The 17,277-nt window shown below is 37.4% G+C and carries 10 protein-coding genes and 1 tRNA gene; 7 read left to right on the top strand and 4 right to left on the bottom strand.

Features of this window, described 5'->3' with window-relative positions:
• Window positions 1-262 precede the first annotated feature (262 nt).
• The 4 genes from QNJ50_RS08250 to QNJ50_RS08235 form a co-directional block, all read right to left on the bottom strand.
• The gene (locus QNJ50_RS08250) at window positions 263-1,417 is read right to left on the bottom strand and encodes a citrate synthase (protein WP_300634027.1); all 1,155 of its coding nucleotides are present in this window, start codon (window positions 1,415-1,417) and stop codon (window positions 263-265) included.
• Window positions 1,418-1,567: 150 nt separating this feature from the next.
• On the bottom strand, window positions 1,568-2,062 hold the full coding sequence (gene sixA / locus QNJ50_RS08245; protein WP_300633945.1) for a phosphohistidine phosphatase SixA: 495 nt from the start codon (window positions 2,060-2,062) through the stop codon (window positions 1,568-1,570).
• Between the two features lie 209 nt (window positions 2,063-2,271).
• Window positions 2,272-3,564 (bottom strand): bifunctional oligoribonuclease/PAP phosphatase NrnA, encoded by a 1,293-nt coding sequence (locus tag QNJ50_RS08240; protein WP_300633944.1) that lies wholly within the window; start codon window positions 3,562-3,564, stop codon window positions 2,272-2,274.
• 494 nt (window positions 3,565-4,058) lie between these two features.
• Window positions 4,059-4,556, bottom strand: coding sequence for an HNH endonuclease (locus QNJ50_RS08235; RefSeq protein WP_300633942.1), 498 nt, complete (start codon window positions 4,554-4,556; stop codon window positions 4,059-4,061).
• A gap of 983 nt (window positions 4,557-5,539) precedes the next feature.
• Here QNJ50_RS08235 and alr point away from each other — a divergent pair.
• The 7 genes from alr (at window position 5,540) to QNJ50_RS08200 (ending at window position 16,629) form a co-directional block, all read left to right on the top strand.
• On the top strand, window positions 5,540-6,727 hold the full coding sequence (gene alr / locus QNJ50_RS08230; protein ID WP_300633940.1) for an alanine racemase: 1,188 nt from the start codon (window positions 5,540-5,542) through the stop codon (window positions 6,725-6,727).
• A gap of 104 nt (window positions 6,728-6,831) precedes the next feature.
• Window positions 6,832-6,913 (top strand) — tRNA-Leu (locus QNJ50_RS08225).
• A gap of 1,418 nt (window positions 6,914-8,331) precedes the next feature.
• The gene (locus QNJ50_RS08220) at window positions 8,332-9,456 is read left to right on the top strand and encodes a response regulator (RefSeq protein ID WP_300633939.1); all 1,125 of its coding nucleotides are present in this window, start codon (window positions 8,332-8,334) and stop codon (window positions 9,454-9,456) included.
• Between the two features lie 68 nt (window positions 9,457-9,524).
• On the top strand, window positions 9,525-9,902 hold the full coding sequence (locus QNJ50_RS08215; RefSeq protein WP_300633937.1) for a response regulator: 378 nt from the start codon (window positions 9,525-9,527) through the stop codon (window positions 9,900-9,902).
• A gap of 16 nt (window positions 9,903-9,918) precedes the next feature.
• On the top strand, window positions 9,919-10,416 hold the full coding sequence (locus QNJ50_RS08210; protein ID WP_300633936.1) for a chemotaxis protein CheW: 498 nt from the start codon (window positions 9,919-9,921) through the stop codon (window positions 10,414-10,416).
• Between the two features lie 62 nt (window positions 10,417-10,478).
• Window positions 10,479-13,298, top strand: coding sequence for a methyl-accepting chemotaxis protein (locus QNJ50_RS08205; protein WP_300633935.1), 2,820 nt, complete (start codon window positions 10,479-10,481; stop codon window positions 13,296-13,298).
• 124 nt (window positions 13,299-13,422) lie between these two features.
• Complete coding sequence (locus QNJ50_RS08200; RefSeq protein ID WP_300633934.1) at window positions 13,423-16,629, top strand: response regulator; 3,207 nt, start codon at window positions 13,423-13,425, stop codon at window positions 16,627-16,629.
• The last annotated feature ends 648 nt before the right edge of the window (window positions 16,630-17,277 follow it).

Raw genomic sequence — 17,277 nt, 5'->3', positions numbered from 1 at the left:
GGTTGATAGGCATAGGGTAATGGGCATGGGGTAATGGAGAATTTTGTGGTTGGAGAATTTTATGGTTTGAGAATTTTGTGGTTTGAACTATGGCTAAACTCAAGTGAGCTAGATTTTCTCGAGCTAGATAACTAAGCTTATGGCATTATTGCCACTTCCTAACTCTAACCCTTGAATTACCAGTGTCCTCCATTCCAAACAGATAGGACCCCAAAAACTACCCCATACCCTATGCCCTAAGACCTATGGCCAATACCAATCTTTAACAATCTAAAGCAGTTCGACGCTGCTCTATTGGTATATATGGTACATTTTGCTTGCCGTTATAAACTTGAGTCGGACGAAAAATCCGGTTTTCTGCTAGTTGTTCTTTCCAATGTGCTAGCCATCCGGCGACTCTGGCGATCGCAAATATTGGCGTAAAGAAATCTGTGGGAATTCCCAACTTTCTATACACTAGCCCCGAGTAAAAGTCAACATTAGGATAAACTCCTTTGTGACCGAGTTTCTCGCCAACAAAAGCTTCTATCTCTTGGGCAATATCGTAATACTTATCATGTCCAAATTTAGCAAATAGTTGTTCTGCCAACTTTTGCAAAATTGTGGCACGCGGGTCTTTAACTTTGTAAACGCGATGTCCAAAACCCATTATTTTAGCTTTACGTTGTAAACGGTCCTCAATGTAGGGACGGACATTTTCTACCGAACCAATGTCTTCTAGCATTTGGATTACTTCTTCGTTGGCTCCCCCATGTAAAGGACCACCTAAAGTTCCTACAGCACTAGCTACAACAGCATAGGGGTCTGTTAGGGTCGAAGCCGTTACCCTTGCACTGAAAGTCGAAGCATTCATTGTATGTTCTGCATGAAGTATCAAGCAGACATCAAAAATTCTCGCGGCTAAAGGATCCGGAATTTCTTCGTTGAGCATGTACAAGAAATTAGCAGCATAATCCAAGTCATTGTGGGGACGTACTGCATCATCCCCACACCGCATCAACTGAAATGTTGCCACCATTGTTGGAATAGTCGCTAGGAGCCGAACAACTGCATCTCTGATGTATGCTGGGTTATCTAAGTCGCGTCGTGAATAAAATAGACCCAATGCTGCAGCTGAAGCTTGGAGAGCATCCATTGGGTGACCACTTTCGGGAAAACATTTCATCATATCCCGAATCCGGTACTTGATTGGTCGGTTTTGACGAACCTCATGCTCAAATACTATTAGTTCTTCCGAAGTTGGAAGTTTACCCCAAATGAGAAGATATGCTGTTTCTAGAAACGTACTTTTTGAGGCAAGTTCCTCAATGGGGATGCCACGATACTCTAATATTCCCTTTTGCCCATCAACGTTACTGATTGCGGATTGGGCGGCGGGGATGCCTTCCAATCCAGGCCTGTATTCGCACACCATCATGGCAATACCATTCACTTTGTGAAAAATTTGAAAAAGATTAAATTACCAGACAAATATTCGCCATTAGTCGCTACGATTGCATTTCCGATATGCTTTTAGCGTTTAATTGTCACTGATTGCCAAGATTGTATAAAAATCTTGGAAAAGCTATTAAAGCAAATACTTGGGAGGAGTTAGCCAAAACATTTGGGAACGACCGATGGGAGAACCTAGATCTGGTATCTTTATTCCAATGATACCCGCTTTTTTAACTATTAAACTTGCTTTGCTTTCACCCCACAGAAGAATTTCAGCCCATTCCCCCAAGCAAGGTTCGTGTCCTACCAGTGCAAGTTGACCCATAACAGCACGATCTTTTCCCATCAACCATTGGGTCACCCAATCAAATAAATTACCTTCAGGTGAAAGATATTGGGATTCTTCGAGGCGGGACCCGACTCCATTTTCCACAAGTATTTCTGCTGTTTGATATGCCCTCACTAAAGGACTCGTAAGAATTAAATCAAAATTTAAATTTAGTTTTTTTAAACGTAGAGCAATTTTTGCGGTTTTTTGTCTTCCTTCTTTAGTTAGTGTCCGTTTTTCATCGGTAATTTCTGGTCGTCTTTCTTCCGCTATTCCATGACGAATTAAATACAATTCCACTTCTTCTTGTTTTCTTAATTTTCTGATTCATTTTCTAATTTATTTTAAATTCTGTTAGTACGGATTGGGAGACTCAAGTACTATTCCAATTGTTACTTGTGCTAAAAAACTGACTATTGCATAGCAAATATATTTGGCGTAATTATTTTTTGTAGCCCCCAGCTTCCCATTTTCCGTTCCCCGTTCTCTGCTCCCTATTACTTAAAAAATCAAAATTCCTCAGATGAGATTGGATTATCTTTCGGATTAACTAATCTCAAAAGCTTTTGCTTAATCTGACAATCAAAAACTTCCCATTTCATCTTCGCGTAAGTAGCGTTTTCATTTCCTCCCGATAGAAAACCCATTGGGATTTCAAAGCCACCAGCACTACTACGTCCGCCACCAAAAAAGCGCCCGGTGCTATCTTTCCCAAAGGCTTGCTTAATAAATTCATCGGGATCCAAAGTTAATTTGTTTGTTCGTAACGAGCCGATGACCACCTCCAATTCATCATCTTCGTCATGAACTAACCCATAAACCACTGCTGTATGTACATTTTCTTCTGTAACTAAAAAATCTGCAGCTTGGGGAATAGCATCTCGGTCATCGTAGCGAAGATATCCTACTCCAGCGATGGAAAAGTTATTTTGAACCATACGGTTTTTCAAAGCCCGCTCAATGACATCCATGACTCGCTTGGAACGAGTAGCCTGCAATACTACATTCAAGAGTTGGGCATCATAAAATCTACTTAAATAGGCTGCTGCCATGAAATCTTCTTCTTTAGCTTCCATCAGACGATTAGTGTCTGAATGCAAACCATGCATTAATGCTGTAGCACATTTTACATGCCGACTAACACTACTATCCAACTTAAGTAGACCTAGTTGCAAATATTGGGTGAAGATAGTTGCTGTAGAACGCACATAGGGTCTAATATCACTAAACTCTGACTTCAAATCCCCCTGCAAATTATGGTGGTCAATGACTGATAAAAGGGGCATTCCTGCTTTTTCCAGCACTGGTACCAATTGTGATGTTGTACCTTGATTGTCAAGTAAAACAAAACCTTGGTACAGAGATAAGTCTTTACCTTTAATAGTTTGTAGCGACCATCTTTGGGATGGTAGGCTTGTCAGCTTAACTAAAGCAATATTTTCTTGATGACTTAGCGTACCAGCATATATAATTTCACACTTAATATCATATTGCTCGGCAATTAACTTATATGCCCAAGCCGAGGAAAGGGCGTCAGGATCGGGAAAATCTTGTAAAACAATTAAATGATGTTCGCGCCGATGAGCGCCAAGCATTTTCTTTAATTCTTCTATTTTTTGCTCGGCAATAGAACTCCCACGGGAAAACTGTGTGGGAGTCTCTGATTTGTCTGGATTTACTTCTTTTTTTGACTTGGATTTACTGCCTCGCTCTGCGATTTTTTTTAACTGCACATCTTCCAAAGATTTATCCTTGGCTGTTTGCAGATTTTCAGGCTGACTTGCAGAAGAGTTAAGTGGCATAGGGAACAAATTTAAATTCTTAATGTTGGTTAACTTGCACTGAATTACATTACTTAGTAAGTAATTATGTCGCAAATCATCAAACCAACATTGCACTGTTTTACCTGTGTTCGCAAATGTAGTCAGTAAAACAGCTATAGAGCCAAAGTAAAAGCGTCAGCGAACGATGTGATTTGAGCCCCCGCTAAAAAGATTTTTCTGGGAATTTATTGGTATTTTCGTGCAAATACCATTCAATAATTCAACACAACCTATTCCCCATTTTTGGAAAATCTAACTTTTTTCATCGAACGAAAACATTATGTGCTATATTTATCGAGTCGCTGGGAACGGCTTTATTTTTTGGCAGGCGAATATGTTTGTCACTTGTGCTGTAAACAAATTAATAGATTACTGGTAAGCTTGTTTCACAAATAGACCAACACAACTATTTGCTTATTGCTTACTAGAACTTAGGCTCAAGTAGTATCTAAGACGTTCACTTGTTAAAAACCTCACAAACCAATAACGTATTTCTGCCATTCAGCATGCATGCCGCTTTTGAGATGTTTGCTTACCTCAAAGTACAAGCTGCTATAAGGGCGACGTGGTGGATTCCTTAGGGGCATACTAGCCTCCTTAGGAGTACGATTGCCCTTTTTGACATTGCAGCGCACGCAAGCAGTTACCATGTTTTCCCAAGTTTCTCCTCCTTTACGAGAACGTGGAATAACATGATCGAGGGTGAGTTCATCCCCCGTATAACCACAGTATTGGCAAGTATAACTGTCTCGGTGCAATATATTACGTCTTGTAAGAGGAATTTCCTTGTAGGGAACCCTCACGTAATATCGCAGGCGAATAACAGTCGGAAGTAAAAAATCAGAGTAAAGTGTCTTGCCGTTATGTTCGACTCGCTCTGCCTTACCCTTAATTATCAATACTGCAGCGCGACGCCAACTCGTGATATTGAGTGGCTCGTAGGAAGCGTTTAATACTAAAACCTTACCCATTGATTACAGCTCAAGGTATTAGTTTTACATATATTAACACAAATGCTATCTGCTGTGGGTATGAGAATAAATTATACTTATTCTATCTCGTAATTTTTTAATCTCTACAGTGTTGTTGATAATTGATTGGCATAAATCTTTAGAAGTATGTATAGATTAGCTTTGAAGAGTTAGGGATATAAATATACTCCTGTCTCACCCACCATCTTATGTGTATTAATTAACTTGTTTCTCAATATCTTCTTAGCTGGAAAAATTGCTAAATTTCCTAATTCTAGACTTTCAAATTTTAAGATTATGAGATTTGAGATTTCAAATACCCAAACAAACTTTGCGAATGAAAGCATCCAGATATAGCAATAGTCATAAATTTTAGGACATTTCCTACTGCTCCACCAGATAACTTATGAGGGATTAATGATGAGAATATAAGGGTTGTTTTCTCCCCACACTTCCCCATCTTCCCTTACCTGCTATCATCCCTCAGAATTTATGAGACAGACCACTACTGCTTTGCCCCATTAATTATGACGTATTTGTTTGTAGTCAAAACTCCCGGACAGACGTAAAATTTTACGTTTCTACAACCTTACGTTTCTACAACCTCTCAAAACTAATGGGACAGACCACTACTCCCTGTTCTATTCAAGCCAAAAAATCACATGTTGTTATTAAGAATAGAAACTATATAGTGAGTAACACTATATTTGCTGATGAGGTGATTTTCTTTTTACTTATCTCAGTCAAATCTAATTTGTCAACTATCGTTACTAACTTTGCTTTCTCCCATGCTTTGCTATACTTGGTGACATTTAAACTCTAGAAAGTAAAAATTAGTTATTTAAAATACAAAGCAAAAAAATACTTTTTGTTTAAGTGTTCGCAAATAAAAAATTCAAGATTGACCTGAATACATCACAATAGCGTGAATACAACTATAAACTTACTAATACTAAACACTGGTGCGAGCGGAGTATGAAAAAATGTTAAGTCGCGAACAAGGTAATAACGTTGGTTCTCATCAAAATTGCGATACTTATGCCTGGTTTTCTCAACGCGCTTGGGTAGAAATTGATTTAGCAGCACTGTCTCATAACGTACAACAATTGCGCCAATTAATTTCAAAACATACTGATCTGATGGCGGTAGTTAAAGCCGATGCTTACGGACATGGAGCAGTTACAGTTGCTCAAACAGCATTAAAGTCTGGAGCTAATTGGTTGGGAGTTGCAACAGTTCCTGAAGGTATTGAGTTACGGGAAGCAGGAATTAATACACCAATTCTAATTTTAGGAGCTACCCATACCCTCGAACAAATTCACGCGATCGCCTATTGGAAACTTCAGCCAACAATTTGTTCTCCAAAACAGGCTTTGGTATTTTCAGAGACTTTGGGTTCAATAGATTATTCTTCCTCTATTCCAGTACATATTAAGTTGGATACAGGAATGTCTCGGTTAGGAACCAATTGGGAGTTAGCAGGAAATTTTGTGCAACTAGTCCAAAGTTTACCCCATTTAGAAATTGCTAGTGTTTACTCACATTTGGCGACTGCAGATAGTGTGGACTCTAGAGTCATGCATCTACAGCATCAGAGATACGAACGAGCGATCGCTCAAATAAAACAGACAGGAATAGAACGACCACGCTTACATTTGGCTAATTCAGCTGCTACTCTTCGCGAACCAAATTTGCACTACGATATGGTTCGAGTCGGTTTAGCAATCTATGGGCTTTACCCTGCAACTTATTTGCAAGAAAAAATCGATCTGCAACCAGTTTTGCAAGTAAAAGCTAGGGTGACACAAGTTAAAACCATTTCTGAAGGGACTGGAGTTAGCTACGGTTATCAATTCATTGCACCCAGAGAATTACGAATCGCAGTAGTTGGTATTGGTTATGCAGATGGTGTTCCGCGCAACCTAAGCAATAAAATGCAAGTGTTAGTACGTGGTAAACGCGTGGAGCAAATTGGTGCAATTACCATGGATCAGTTAATTCTCGATATTAGTGATGTTCCCCACATACAAGAAGGAGAAATTGTCACATTGTTAGGACAACAGGGGAAAGAAAAAATTTCTGCTGATGAATGGGCTAATCAACTTAACACTATCTCTTGGGAAATAGTTTGTGGCTTTAAGCATCGTTTACCAAGGGTCGCTGTAATGTGATTAAACCCTGGTAAAAGATTGCAATAAAAAAACTTTCAATTAAAAATAAAAAATATGCACTTTTTTCTCAGTTTAGTGTTATCATGCTCTAGACACAAACTTATGCGGATGTGGCGGAATTGGCAGACGCGCTAGATTTAGGTTCTAGTGCCGCAAGGCGTGAAGGTTCAAGTCCTTTCATCCGCATTTATATTCCATAGCGAACAATTCCAAATTAAATAACAATTTTTTACTAGAAGTCTGTAACTTAAAGATTATCTAGTATTTTTGTATATTACAAGAACATGGTATTCCAGGTTAGTGCAACATTTCATTTGGGAAGTGGAATATTTGTCGGATAAAGACTCTATTTCAATCGCGATACAAATATAATTTTTGCAATTGGTACTACCATACACTAGATATAAAATTATTTATCCTTTGACCTTGCAACAATATTTCGATCCTACTATTTCACTTTGAATTAGTAGGGTCGAAAATTTTTTTTAAATATAAAATTATTCTTACAAGTACCAAGCCTGAATATAGTTTTAGCAGAAATTTTCCGGAAGAGCTTTATGTATTAGTGGATAGAGTCGTAATTATTGCACTACAGAAAATTATAAACACTCATCTTTCCAGCAAAGATAGCATAAATTATAAAAATCAAAAATATAATGGGATTCTCATAGATGTAACTTAAAGTACATTTTAATCGGTTTGCCGTATAATTTACATTCAGTATGATAAAGAACTGTTACTAATAATTACCTCTAAAGTGCAAGAAAAATAAACATTAATTTTTTTACTTATTTAGCCATCAAAGCCTATAAATTGCATAAGTATAATCATACCTGTCATCAAACAAAAATATTAAAATTATTCATACTAATTGAAATTAGAAGCAAAAACCTATTGTTGTGAATAAATATTTATTTATGTGTTTTAGCAAAATAATTAAATCACATAAGTTTATATATGTATCTTATTATTTCTCCAACCAAAAATATCTTATCAATATCGAACACAAGTTAAAATTTTTTATAGTTAAAATTCCATGGTCGCTAACAATAAAGGATAAAGTAATTCGACCTAAATGTATAAAATAAGAAGTATTTTTTTTACTTATGCTTGACTGTAATAGATTTATTATTGATAATCATCGATCAAGAGAATGCAAGCTACAACTATTGATTATTCATTAATAAAATAAATTCTCCCACAGTTAAAACTTGTTTTTAACTAGACATTTATCTCGGAGTGAATATCAGTATTATCACCACTAGAACTTTTATTTAGTTTAAAAAAGTATGGTAAAAATACTGTATTAATTAAATTCACTTTGCTATAAAGTTAGCTGCTTAATGTAGTTTTTACATTTTTTTTACTCCTTATCCAAAAATGTCTGGTAATCTCAATACAAGTAAGCAAAATCACCGCGACTTACAATCTAATTGAGATTTGATTATCCTAAAATAAAGCTAGCAAGCTCAAATTTACGTTCAAAGAATATATAAAATTCGTATTACAAACTACATTTCATCTACTTTTAGGAAGAAATGATAGTTGATGCCAAAGCAAAATAAGAGCTTGCTTGTATTAAAGTAGTCAGCATAAAAAGTAAAATGAGCACAACTCCTACAAGTGGCTACAAGTTTTTCCAGAAACTGCACCCGCTATCTCTGCTCGCACAACTTACTAGCAGAAGAGTTACAGGCTGCTTAAGTGTTTTCACACAATATGACTCTTGGTTAATTTATCTAGAAGAGGGCAAGTTAACTTATGCATCTTGTTCCAATCAGTTGTTTGATAGGCTCGACACCCACTTACGAAATCTAAGCGAAAATATTCCCAGCCTTCACAGCAGCACAAGGATGCAGGTGAGGTTAATATTTGAATCAAAACAAGAAAAAAAAGGTGCGATCACAGACTACCAAGCTATTTGCTGGTTAGTGGATAGGGGGTGTATTGCTCCTAACCAAGCAGCGATGCTAATTGAAGAGCTAGCAAAAGAAGTAATGCAATCTTTTCTGAGTCTTAAAGAAGGAGGATATGAATTCAGTACTCAAACACCTTTGGATGAATTACCAAAATTCTGTTATTTGGATTTGCGGCTGATAGTTGAGTATTGTCAAAAGGAACTGCGAAGTCAGAAAAGTATTGCAGTTTCATCAAACTCCCAGCAAAAATCTTTGCCAGATTCCCAACAAAAATCTTTGCCAAAAACCTCTAGGGAGACGCAAATCCTAACACAATTAACACAGCCAAGGGTGCAACCAAAGGCAGAAGTTAAACCAATATCAGCAAATAATAATATTCAGGAAAGTGTTAATTCTGAAGAGCAAAATATTAATGACAGCAACCATCCAAAGCTGCTGAAAAAAAACCTTTACACAATTGCTTGTATTGATGACAGTGTAACTGTTTTAAATTCCATTAAACACTTTCTGGATAAAAACACATTTTCAGTTGTTGCAATTAACGATCCAGTAAAAGCTTTGATGTTGATTCTGCGTAGCAAGCCAGATCTAATTTTGCTTGATGTTGAGATGCCTAATTTAGATGGTTATGAGCTATGTTCATTACTGCGAAAGCACTCAAGTTTCAAAGAGTTACCAATTGTGATGGTAACCGGAAGGACTGGATTTATCGATAGGGCAAAAGCAAAAATGGTTCGTGCATCTGGGTATTTGACCAAACCTTTTACCCAATCAGACCTACTAAAAGCAATTTTCAAGCATATTAGTTAGAACTATGGAATGAAATGGGATTTACAAGTGTTTGACGTAATTGATTTATTAATTTAGGAGTTAGAGGAGTGAACGTTACTTCAGTAGGGACAATTCTAATTGTTGAGGATTCTCCAAGTGAATTGGAGTTAATGAGTCATTATCTTCAAGAAAGTGGTTACAAAGTCCTCAAGGCTACCGGAGCAAAAGAAGCAATTGAAAAGGTAAAAGTGGAAGAACCAACTGTAATTATTACAGACTTGGTCATGCCAGATATGAGTGGTTTTGAGTTGTGTCGTTACTTAAAGAAAAATCCCCATACCCAGGAAGTCCCAATAGTAATCTGCAGTTCTAAAAATAAAGAAATTGATCGCTTATGGGCAATGAGACAAGGTGCAAAAGCTTATGTAACAAAGCCCTATACACGAGAGCAACTTCTTCGTGCTATTAAGTCAGTAACAAATTAATAAATCTGCTCAAAATATGAATAGTTCTAAAATAACCGTTGCTAATGAACAAATACAAAACCATTCTGGCGACGGATATCTCAAATTTAAGCTTAACCGGCAAACATTTGGTATTTTATCCATGAAATATACCCAGGAAGCAATTGTTATTCCTGTGGAATCAATCACCTCAATGCCAAATATGCCTCCATGTATTCTAGGGTTAATGAATTGGCGCAGTCGAATAATTTGGTCAATAGATTTGCCAGAGATGTTAAATCTAGAATCCTTAGATACCAGATTGCACCAATACAATGCGATAATTATTCGCGTCGAATCAGTATTGCTGGGCTTAATAGTCCAAGAAATCATTGGTACGGTTAGATTTATGCCCGATCTAATTCATTCTCCAGTCGGACAAGTTGCATCTAGTTTAGTTCCTTATTTACGTGGATGCGTCATGCAAGAAAAAGAAATCTTACTATTGCTAGATGCGCGAGCAATTGTTCAGTCTTCTATTCTTCACAATGACTAGGGTGTATTGCTAAAAAGTAATTTTTTAGTATCTTGATTCATCAGTGCAGGGAAATACTGTTTATGTTTGATAAAGCTGACGATCTTAAGAATGGCAATACAGGTCGGGAAGTGTCATCTACTTCATCCGGAAAATTGACGAAGGCTCAAGCAAAATTGAACGCCATATCTTCCAATAGTAACGTTGAAAATAAATCTTCCTTAAATCGCCCAGGAAATATTTTTCAAGGAATAAGTTGGGGACGAAAAGTAACTATATTAGCAGTTGCTTTTGGTACTTTGCCAATCTTAGGCCTAGGAGTTTTTGCTTATAAAATTACAGATAAAGGAACTAGAGATAAAATTCATAAAATCCAGGAAACAAAAGCAACTGGATTAGCGGAAAAAGTTAATCTTTTTATGTCAGAACGAGTTAGAGAAGTTCAACTTTGGTCAACTTTGCCAACTTTTCGAAATCCAAATAATGCCAGTAGTTTACTAAATAAATTTCGGGAAAACAGTCGTTTTTATAGTAATATAGCTATTCTCAATCTCAAAGGAAATGTAGTTGCCCAATCTCAAAAAAATAACCAATCTCAAAAAAATAACTTGAGCAACGAAAGTAATTTTGAATATTTTAAATACATTAGTAAAACTGGTAAAACTCATATCTCCAAACCAGAAAAATCTAAAGATAATAGTATTTACAACATTTACGTTGGCGCACCAATTAAAGATGCAGTTACAGGGAAAATTCTCTATATTATCCGTGCTGAAATGCCCGTAGCATCTATTAATGACGAAATTGTAAAAAATTATGCCGGTCAAGGGCAGGAATATAATTTAGTAGATAGTTCTCAAACTATTTTTTTAAGCCCGGAGAAGGAATCAATTGGGAAAAAGCTGACAACAGAATATAAAGAAATATCATCACTGGTAAATCCTCAAAAAATTGGAACACTCATCACCGATAGAGCAAGGGACAATCGCAAGGAACTTGTTAGCTACATACCGTCAAGTAAACTATCGGGTTTGGAATGGAGTATATTGCTATCTCGGGATAAGGAAGCAGCATTTGAACCCCAAAGAAGTCTATGGTTGCAAATGCTCCTCGGGACTATACTCATGTCAACTGCTGTAACGGTTCTATCTACTTTGTTGGTTAAGCGTGCTACCCGACCAATTGTCAGTGCAGCAGCAGCAGTAGCAAAACTCGGGGAAGGTAAACTCGATACTCGCTTGGAAGTAAATGGAGAAGATGAAATAGGGGTATTGGGTGCCAATATCAATTTAATGGCAAAACAATTGCAGACACTGATTCAAGAAAAAGAAATTGACAGTACAACGGCTAAATTGCTAGCAGATATAGTCCTACAAACCCGTAAAAGTCTTACAACCGAAGATATTTTAAAAACAATAGTTGACGAAACTCGTCAAGCATTAAATACAGATCGGGTAGTCGTTTATATTTTCAATCCGGAAACCTGGGATGGAACTGTAGCCTCTGAATCAGTAAATCCCCAATTTGTGCCGATCGCCGGACAAAAAATTGATGACCCCTGTTTTCGAGAACGCCAAATCAAAAATTACCAACAAGGTCGAGTCAGAGCAATTGAAGATATTTATGAAGATCCCGCTCTGAAGAAAGCAGATTGTTACGTGCAAACATTGGAAAGATTTGCTGTTCGAGCAAATTTAGTTGCTCCTATCATTACCGAAAGTAAATTGTTAGGATTATTAATTGCTCACCATTGTCAAAGCCCGCGCCGTTGGGAAAAATCAGAAATTGATTTATTTGAGCAAATTGCAGTTCAAACCGGTTATGCTCTCGAACAAGCGAAACTACTAGAAAAATTAGAAAGAAGCCAGATTAGTGCTGAGTCACAGTCCCAAGAAGAACGACAACAGAAAGAAAAACTGGAACTACAGTTAGTAGAATTGCTCAGCGAAGTAGAAGGTGCTGCTAGTGGTGACTTAACAGTACGTGCGGACGTAACACCAGGAGATATTGGTACTGTTGCTGACTTTTTCAACTCAATTGTGGAAAGTTTGCGAGAAATTGTTACCCAAGTCAAAGATACTGCAACCCAAGTAAATACAGCTATTGGTTCCAATGAAGGTGCTATTCGAGAATTAGCAGAGGAAGCACTTTCCCAAGCAACAGAGATTAATAATACTCTGGATGCTGTGGATAATATGAATCAATCCATGCAACAGGTCGCCCAAAGCGCTCAAGAAGCCGCATCAGTGGCAAAAAATGCTTCCCAAACAGCGACACAAAGTGGCGAAGCAATGGATTTAACAGTACAAAGCATAGTACATTTGCGTCAAACTGTTGGCGATACAGCAAAAAAAGTCAAGCGTTTGGGTGAATCAATGCAACAAATTACCCGCGTGGTAGCATTGATTAACCAAATTTCCATGCAAACTAATTTACTGGCAATCAATGCCGGAATCGAAGCCGCAAGAGCTGGAGAGGAAGGTCAAGGATTTGCAGTTGTCGCGGAGGAAGTAGGTGAACTTGCTGCTAGAAGCGCAGGTGCGACCAAAGAAATCGAGCAAATTGTCGAAAATATCCAACGTGAGACTAGCGAGCTAGCGGAAGCAATGGAATTAGGGACTGCCCAAGTAGTAGAAGGTACCCGCGTGGTCGAACATGCAAAATACAGCTTAAATCAGATTTTGACAGTATCCCAACAAATTGATTCTTTAGTAAACTCTATTTCTCAAGCAACTACATCGCAGGTAGAAATTTCTCAAACTGTGAGTCAGTTGATGAAACAAATTGCTAGTGTTTCAGAACGCACTAGTACTTCTTCAAATCAAGTAAGGCAATCTTTACAGCAAACTGTGAAAATTTCCCAAAAATTACAAAAAACTGTTGGTACGTTCAAGGTCAATTAAATTGCTGTCTTGCTGCATGCTCCCAGTCCGTTGTGTCGATGTATGTCTACAGTCAATGTTGGATTAATGCTTGACTAATGACTGATGACTACCAATTAATAAATAATGACTAAGGACAACAACGATGTCACAGGATAAAGAACTCGAAATCCAGATGCAATTTCTGGAGGAAGCTACCGATTATCTTAATACTCTGGAGGCTGTATTACTTGAAATAGACCCCAGTAGTAACATTCCTCTAGAAAAAATTAACGCTGCGCTGCGTGCTGCTCACTCTATTAAGGGTGGTGCAGCAATGATGGGATTCCGCGCCTTGAGCGATTTGGCTCATCGTCTTGAAGATTGTTTCAAAGTATTAAAAACACGGAAGAGTTCCCTAGATATAGATACTGAGTTGCAAAGTCTACTTATCTCTGGCGTTGATTGGTTACGTCAAATCGTAGATTTACACTCGGAAGGTCATGCGATTGAGGAGCAGTGGTTAGCAAGTTTTTGCTATCCAGTATTTGAAGAACTTCATGAACGTTTGGGCGATCCAGCACCGGAAGATGTTTCAACGATGCTATCGCCGGAAGAAGGTCAAAATATTATACCTTTGCTTTTTCAAACCGAAGTTGAGGGTAGTCTGGAACGTCTAGAATCTATTTTGAGTCACGACCAGCGATCTGGCTTAAAAGAAGAACTAACAGTAATGGCTGCTGAGTTGGGCGGTTTGGGAGAAATGCTGGAATTACCGGCTTTTACCCAATTATGTGAGTCCATTGCGAATCGGGTTCAAATAACCGATGGAGATGGAGATTTAAGTAAGTTAGCTCAAGCTGCATTGGAAGTATGGCGGCGATCGCAAGCCTTAGTTTTAACAAATCAAGTTGATAATTTGCCAGTTGATATCGATTTAGAAGGTATTAGTTCTGATGTTATTAACTCTGAGAATATTGATTCAGCAGTTGAAACACCTCCAGTTGATAGCACGGTATCGACAAACGATAATAAATCAGATAACACAGCAATAGACATTAGTATTGAAGATTTATTAACAAATTCTCAAGCAGAAACCCAGGAAGAAGAAAATTTTGCTTTCAATGCATCAAGCCAACAAGCAGATGCTGCATGGCTAGAAGATGAGATTATTTCTACTGATTTTGAAGCTCTAGAAGCAGCTTTTGCTCAGGAAGCAGCAGAAGAAGTAGTGGAAGAAACACACTCAGCAGCTGCAAACCGTGAAGAAATTTCCACTACAGACTATAAACTGATCGAACACAAAGCAGAAAATAATTTTGCTGGGAATAAAAGTGACGCTCCAGAAAACACAGTTCGCGTTCCTAGCAAGCAGTTAGAACAAATAAATGATTTATTTGGGGAACTCGTTATTCAGCGTAATGGACTTAATTTGCAATTAGAAAGATTGCGTAAGCTAATTCGCAATTTGAATAAACGAGTCCAAACTTTGGATCGTGAGAACCATCAATTGCGTACGGCATATGACAAAATAGCAACTGGGTCTTCTACATCTTTGAGTACTTCCCCACTAACTTTACCTGGTAGTCAAGGACTTAACAATACTTCTTCATCTGATGATGAAGTTATTCACAGTGGTAACGGTGAAGATAACAAGCTCGGCTCGGATGATGATGCGATCGCTCAAAACATTAACAGCAGTTTTGATGCTTTAGAGATGGATCGTTACAATGAGCTAAATTTCCTTTCTCAGGAAGTAATGGAAACTATTGTTCAGGTGCAGGAAGTTGCTACTGATATTGAGCTAAGCATTGAAGATACCGACCAAATTTCCCGCAAACTAAATAAAACTTCCAAACAGCTACAAAGAAAATTAACTCAAATTAGAATGCGTCCCTTGGGAGATGTTGTTGATCGCTTCCCCAGAGCGGTGCGCGATATGAGTGTCGAACATGGCAAAAATGTTCAATTAAAAATCGAAGGTGCAAACACTTTAATTGAACGTAGTATTTTAGAGTCCTTGGGCGAACCATTGATGCATTTGATGCGAAATGCTTTTGACCATGGAATTGAAGATCCAGCTACCCGTACTGCACATAATAAGCCGGAGTCAGGATTAATTGAAATTAAAGCTTGTCATCGCCGTAATCGTACAGTCATCACCATGCGAGATGATGGACGTGGTATTGACTTAAGTAAAATTCGCCAAAAAGCCCTAGACATGGGCTTAGACAAATCTTTATTAGAGCAAGCGACAGAAGAAGAACTCCTATCTCTAATATTTGAACCAGGGTTTAGTACTAGTGAGAAAGTCACCTCACTATCTGGCCGGGGTGTTGGGATGGATGTTGTTCGGAACAACCTCAAACAAATCCGGGGAGATATCACCGTTAATACCGAACCCGGACAGGGTACAACTTTCACTCTTTCCGTACCATTTACCCTTTCTGTTGCAAGGGTACTGTTAGTGGAAAGTAATCGCATGTTGTTAGCATTTCCAACAGACATAGTGGAAGAAATCTTTTTGTTGGACGACAAACAAGTTAGTGTGACGGGCACGAATGAATTATTAAATTGGCAAGATAAAAATTTAACATTGATTCGTTTAAGTAAATATTTGCGATTTAACTGCGTACGCTACGATAATCCAGACTTGGAAACCCCAGCAGCAATCAATGCTAACAGCGTGTTAATCGTTAAAGGTGGAAATCAACAACTTGCAATGCAAGTGGATCGCACGTGGGGAGAAATGGAAGTTGCTGTTCGTCAGGTGGAAGGAGATATTCACTTACCAGAGGGCTTTAGTAACTGTACAATTCTCGGTGATGGTCGAGTAGTACCCTTAGTTAATATCAATGAACTGCTTTATGGAGTTGTTAATAAAGATCGCAGTTCTAGGAGCAATAAACTACCTTCAGCCAAGCTAAAAACAGCATTTCTACTTTCCGGTGAAGGTAAATCCTCTGAATCATCTCGCAACCGTAAGGGTAAAATCTTGATTGTTGATGACTCTATTAATGTTCGCCGGTTTTTAGCTTTAACACTAGAAAAAGCTGGATATACTGTAGAGCAGGCTAAAGATGGTCAAGATGGCTTAGAAAAGTTGGATTCTGGATTGGAAGTACAAGCTGTAATTTGTGATATTGAAATGCCAAGAATCGATGGTTATGGCTTTTTAGGACGAATTAAGGCAAATGCTAAAACAAAAAATATCCCAGTTGCAATGCTCACTTCTCGTAGCAGCAACAAACATAAACTTCTTGCGATGCAACTTGGTGCAGTAGCTTATTTTTCTAAACCTTACAATGAACAAGATCTACTCAAGACATTAGAAGAAATAATTTACCCTGTAGCAGGTACAACTGCAAAGTAATGAATAATGAATAAATTAGCTCAGGACTAGGGAAAGGGGAAATTATTTTCTCTTTTTCCTTTTATCTTTGTATTTAATTTGATTTGCTTTTAAGATTTTCTGTTTGCATTTTATTGTTTGATTTTGTAATGATGCTGCTTTATAAGTATTGCTTTTATTGATTGTTAAACCAATATTTCGCTTTGATAATTGGAATTTCAAATTTTGATTTAAGATTTTACATCTTGTTTTAATAATTACGATTTTTACTACGTTTAATTTGGATATTTTTTGCTGAAGCAACATCAATCAAGTATCAGTATAGCATACTATGAATAAGTAGATCTATATATTTTGCTGCTGAATTTTATTGCAAAATTATCTGATTGGCTAATTATAAATGGGTTGCTAAAAATTACTTACAAAGTAATTTTCAGGTTGATTTATTATTTTCAAACTAACGAAATATTGTAAGTTAATTAAGAGCTATAGTTAATTGATATACATATATTTCTGCAAAATTATTGTAAGTTTATAAAGCAATATATACCATTTTCTATTTTTAGAGAATCAAGGTTGCACGCTTATAAACATTTCTGGGCTTGGAAATTTAGATAGATTAATCTCTAACAGAGTTTATATCGAAATTTGCTAGTAAAGACGTATCTC

The organism is Mastigocoleus sp. MO_188.B34 (genome assembly GCF_030065675.1).
In the GTDB taxonomy this organism is placed as follows: domain Bacteria; phylum Cyanobacteriota; class Cyanobacteriia; order Cyanobacteriales; family Nostocaceae; genus Mastigocoleus.
Note: the sequence above shows the minus strand (reverse complement) of the source record. Positions and strands in the feature narration are given on the sequence as shown.

What these genes read in the sequence shown, in the direction of transcription:
- QNJ50_RS08235 (WP_300633942.1), bottom strand. Translation starts at nt 4,556, where the DNA reads ATGGGTAAGGTTTTAGTATTAAACGCTTCCTACGAGCCACTCAATATC.
- alr (WP_300633940.1), top strand. Translation starts at nt 5,540, where the DNA reads ATGTTAAGTCGCGAACAAGGTAATAACGTTGGTTCTCATCAAAATTGC.
- QNJ50_RS08210 (WP_300633936.1), top strand. Translation starts at nt 9,919, where the DNA reads ATGAATAGTTCTAAAATAACCGTTGCTAATGAACAAATACAAAACCAT.
- QNJ50_RS08205 (WP_300633935.1), top strand. Translation starts at nt 10,479, where the DNA reads ATGTTTGATAAAGCTGACGATCTTAAGAATGGCAATACAGGTCGGGAA.
- QNJ50_RS08240 (WP_300633944.1), bottom strand. Translation starts at nt 3,564, where the DNA reads ATGCCACTTAACTCTTCTGCAAGTCAGCCTGAAAATCTGCAAACAGCC.
- QNJ50_RS08220 (WP_300633939.1), top strand. Translation starts at nt 8,332, where the DNA reads ATGAGCACAACTCCTACAAGTGGCTACAAGTTTTTCCAGAAACTGCAC.
- QNJ50_RS08250 (WP_300634027.1), bottom strand. Translation starts at nt 1,417, where the DNA reads ATGATGGTGTGCGAATACAGGCCTGGATTGGAAGGCATCCCCGCCGCC.
- QNJ50_RS08200 (WP_300633934.1), top strand. Translation starts at nt 13,423, where the DNA reads ATGTCACAGGATAAAGAACTCGAAATCCAGATGCAATTTCTGGAGGAA.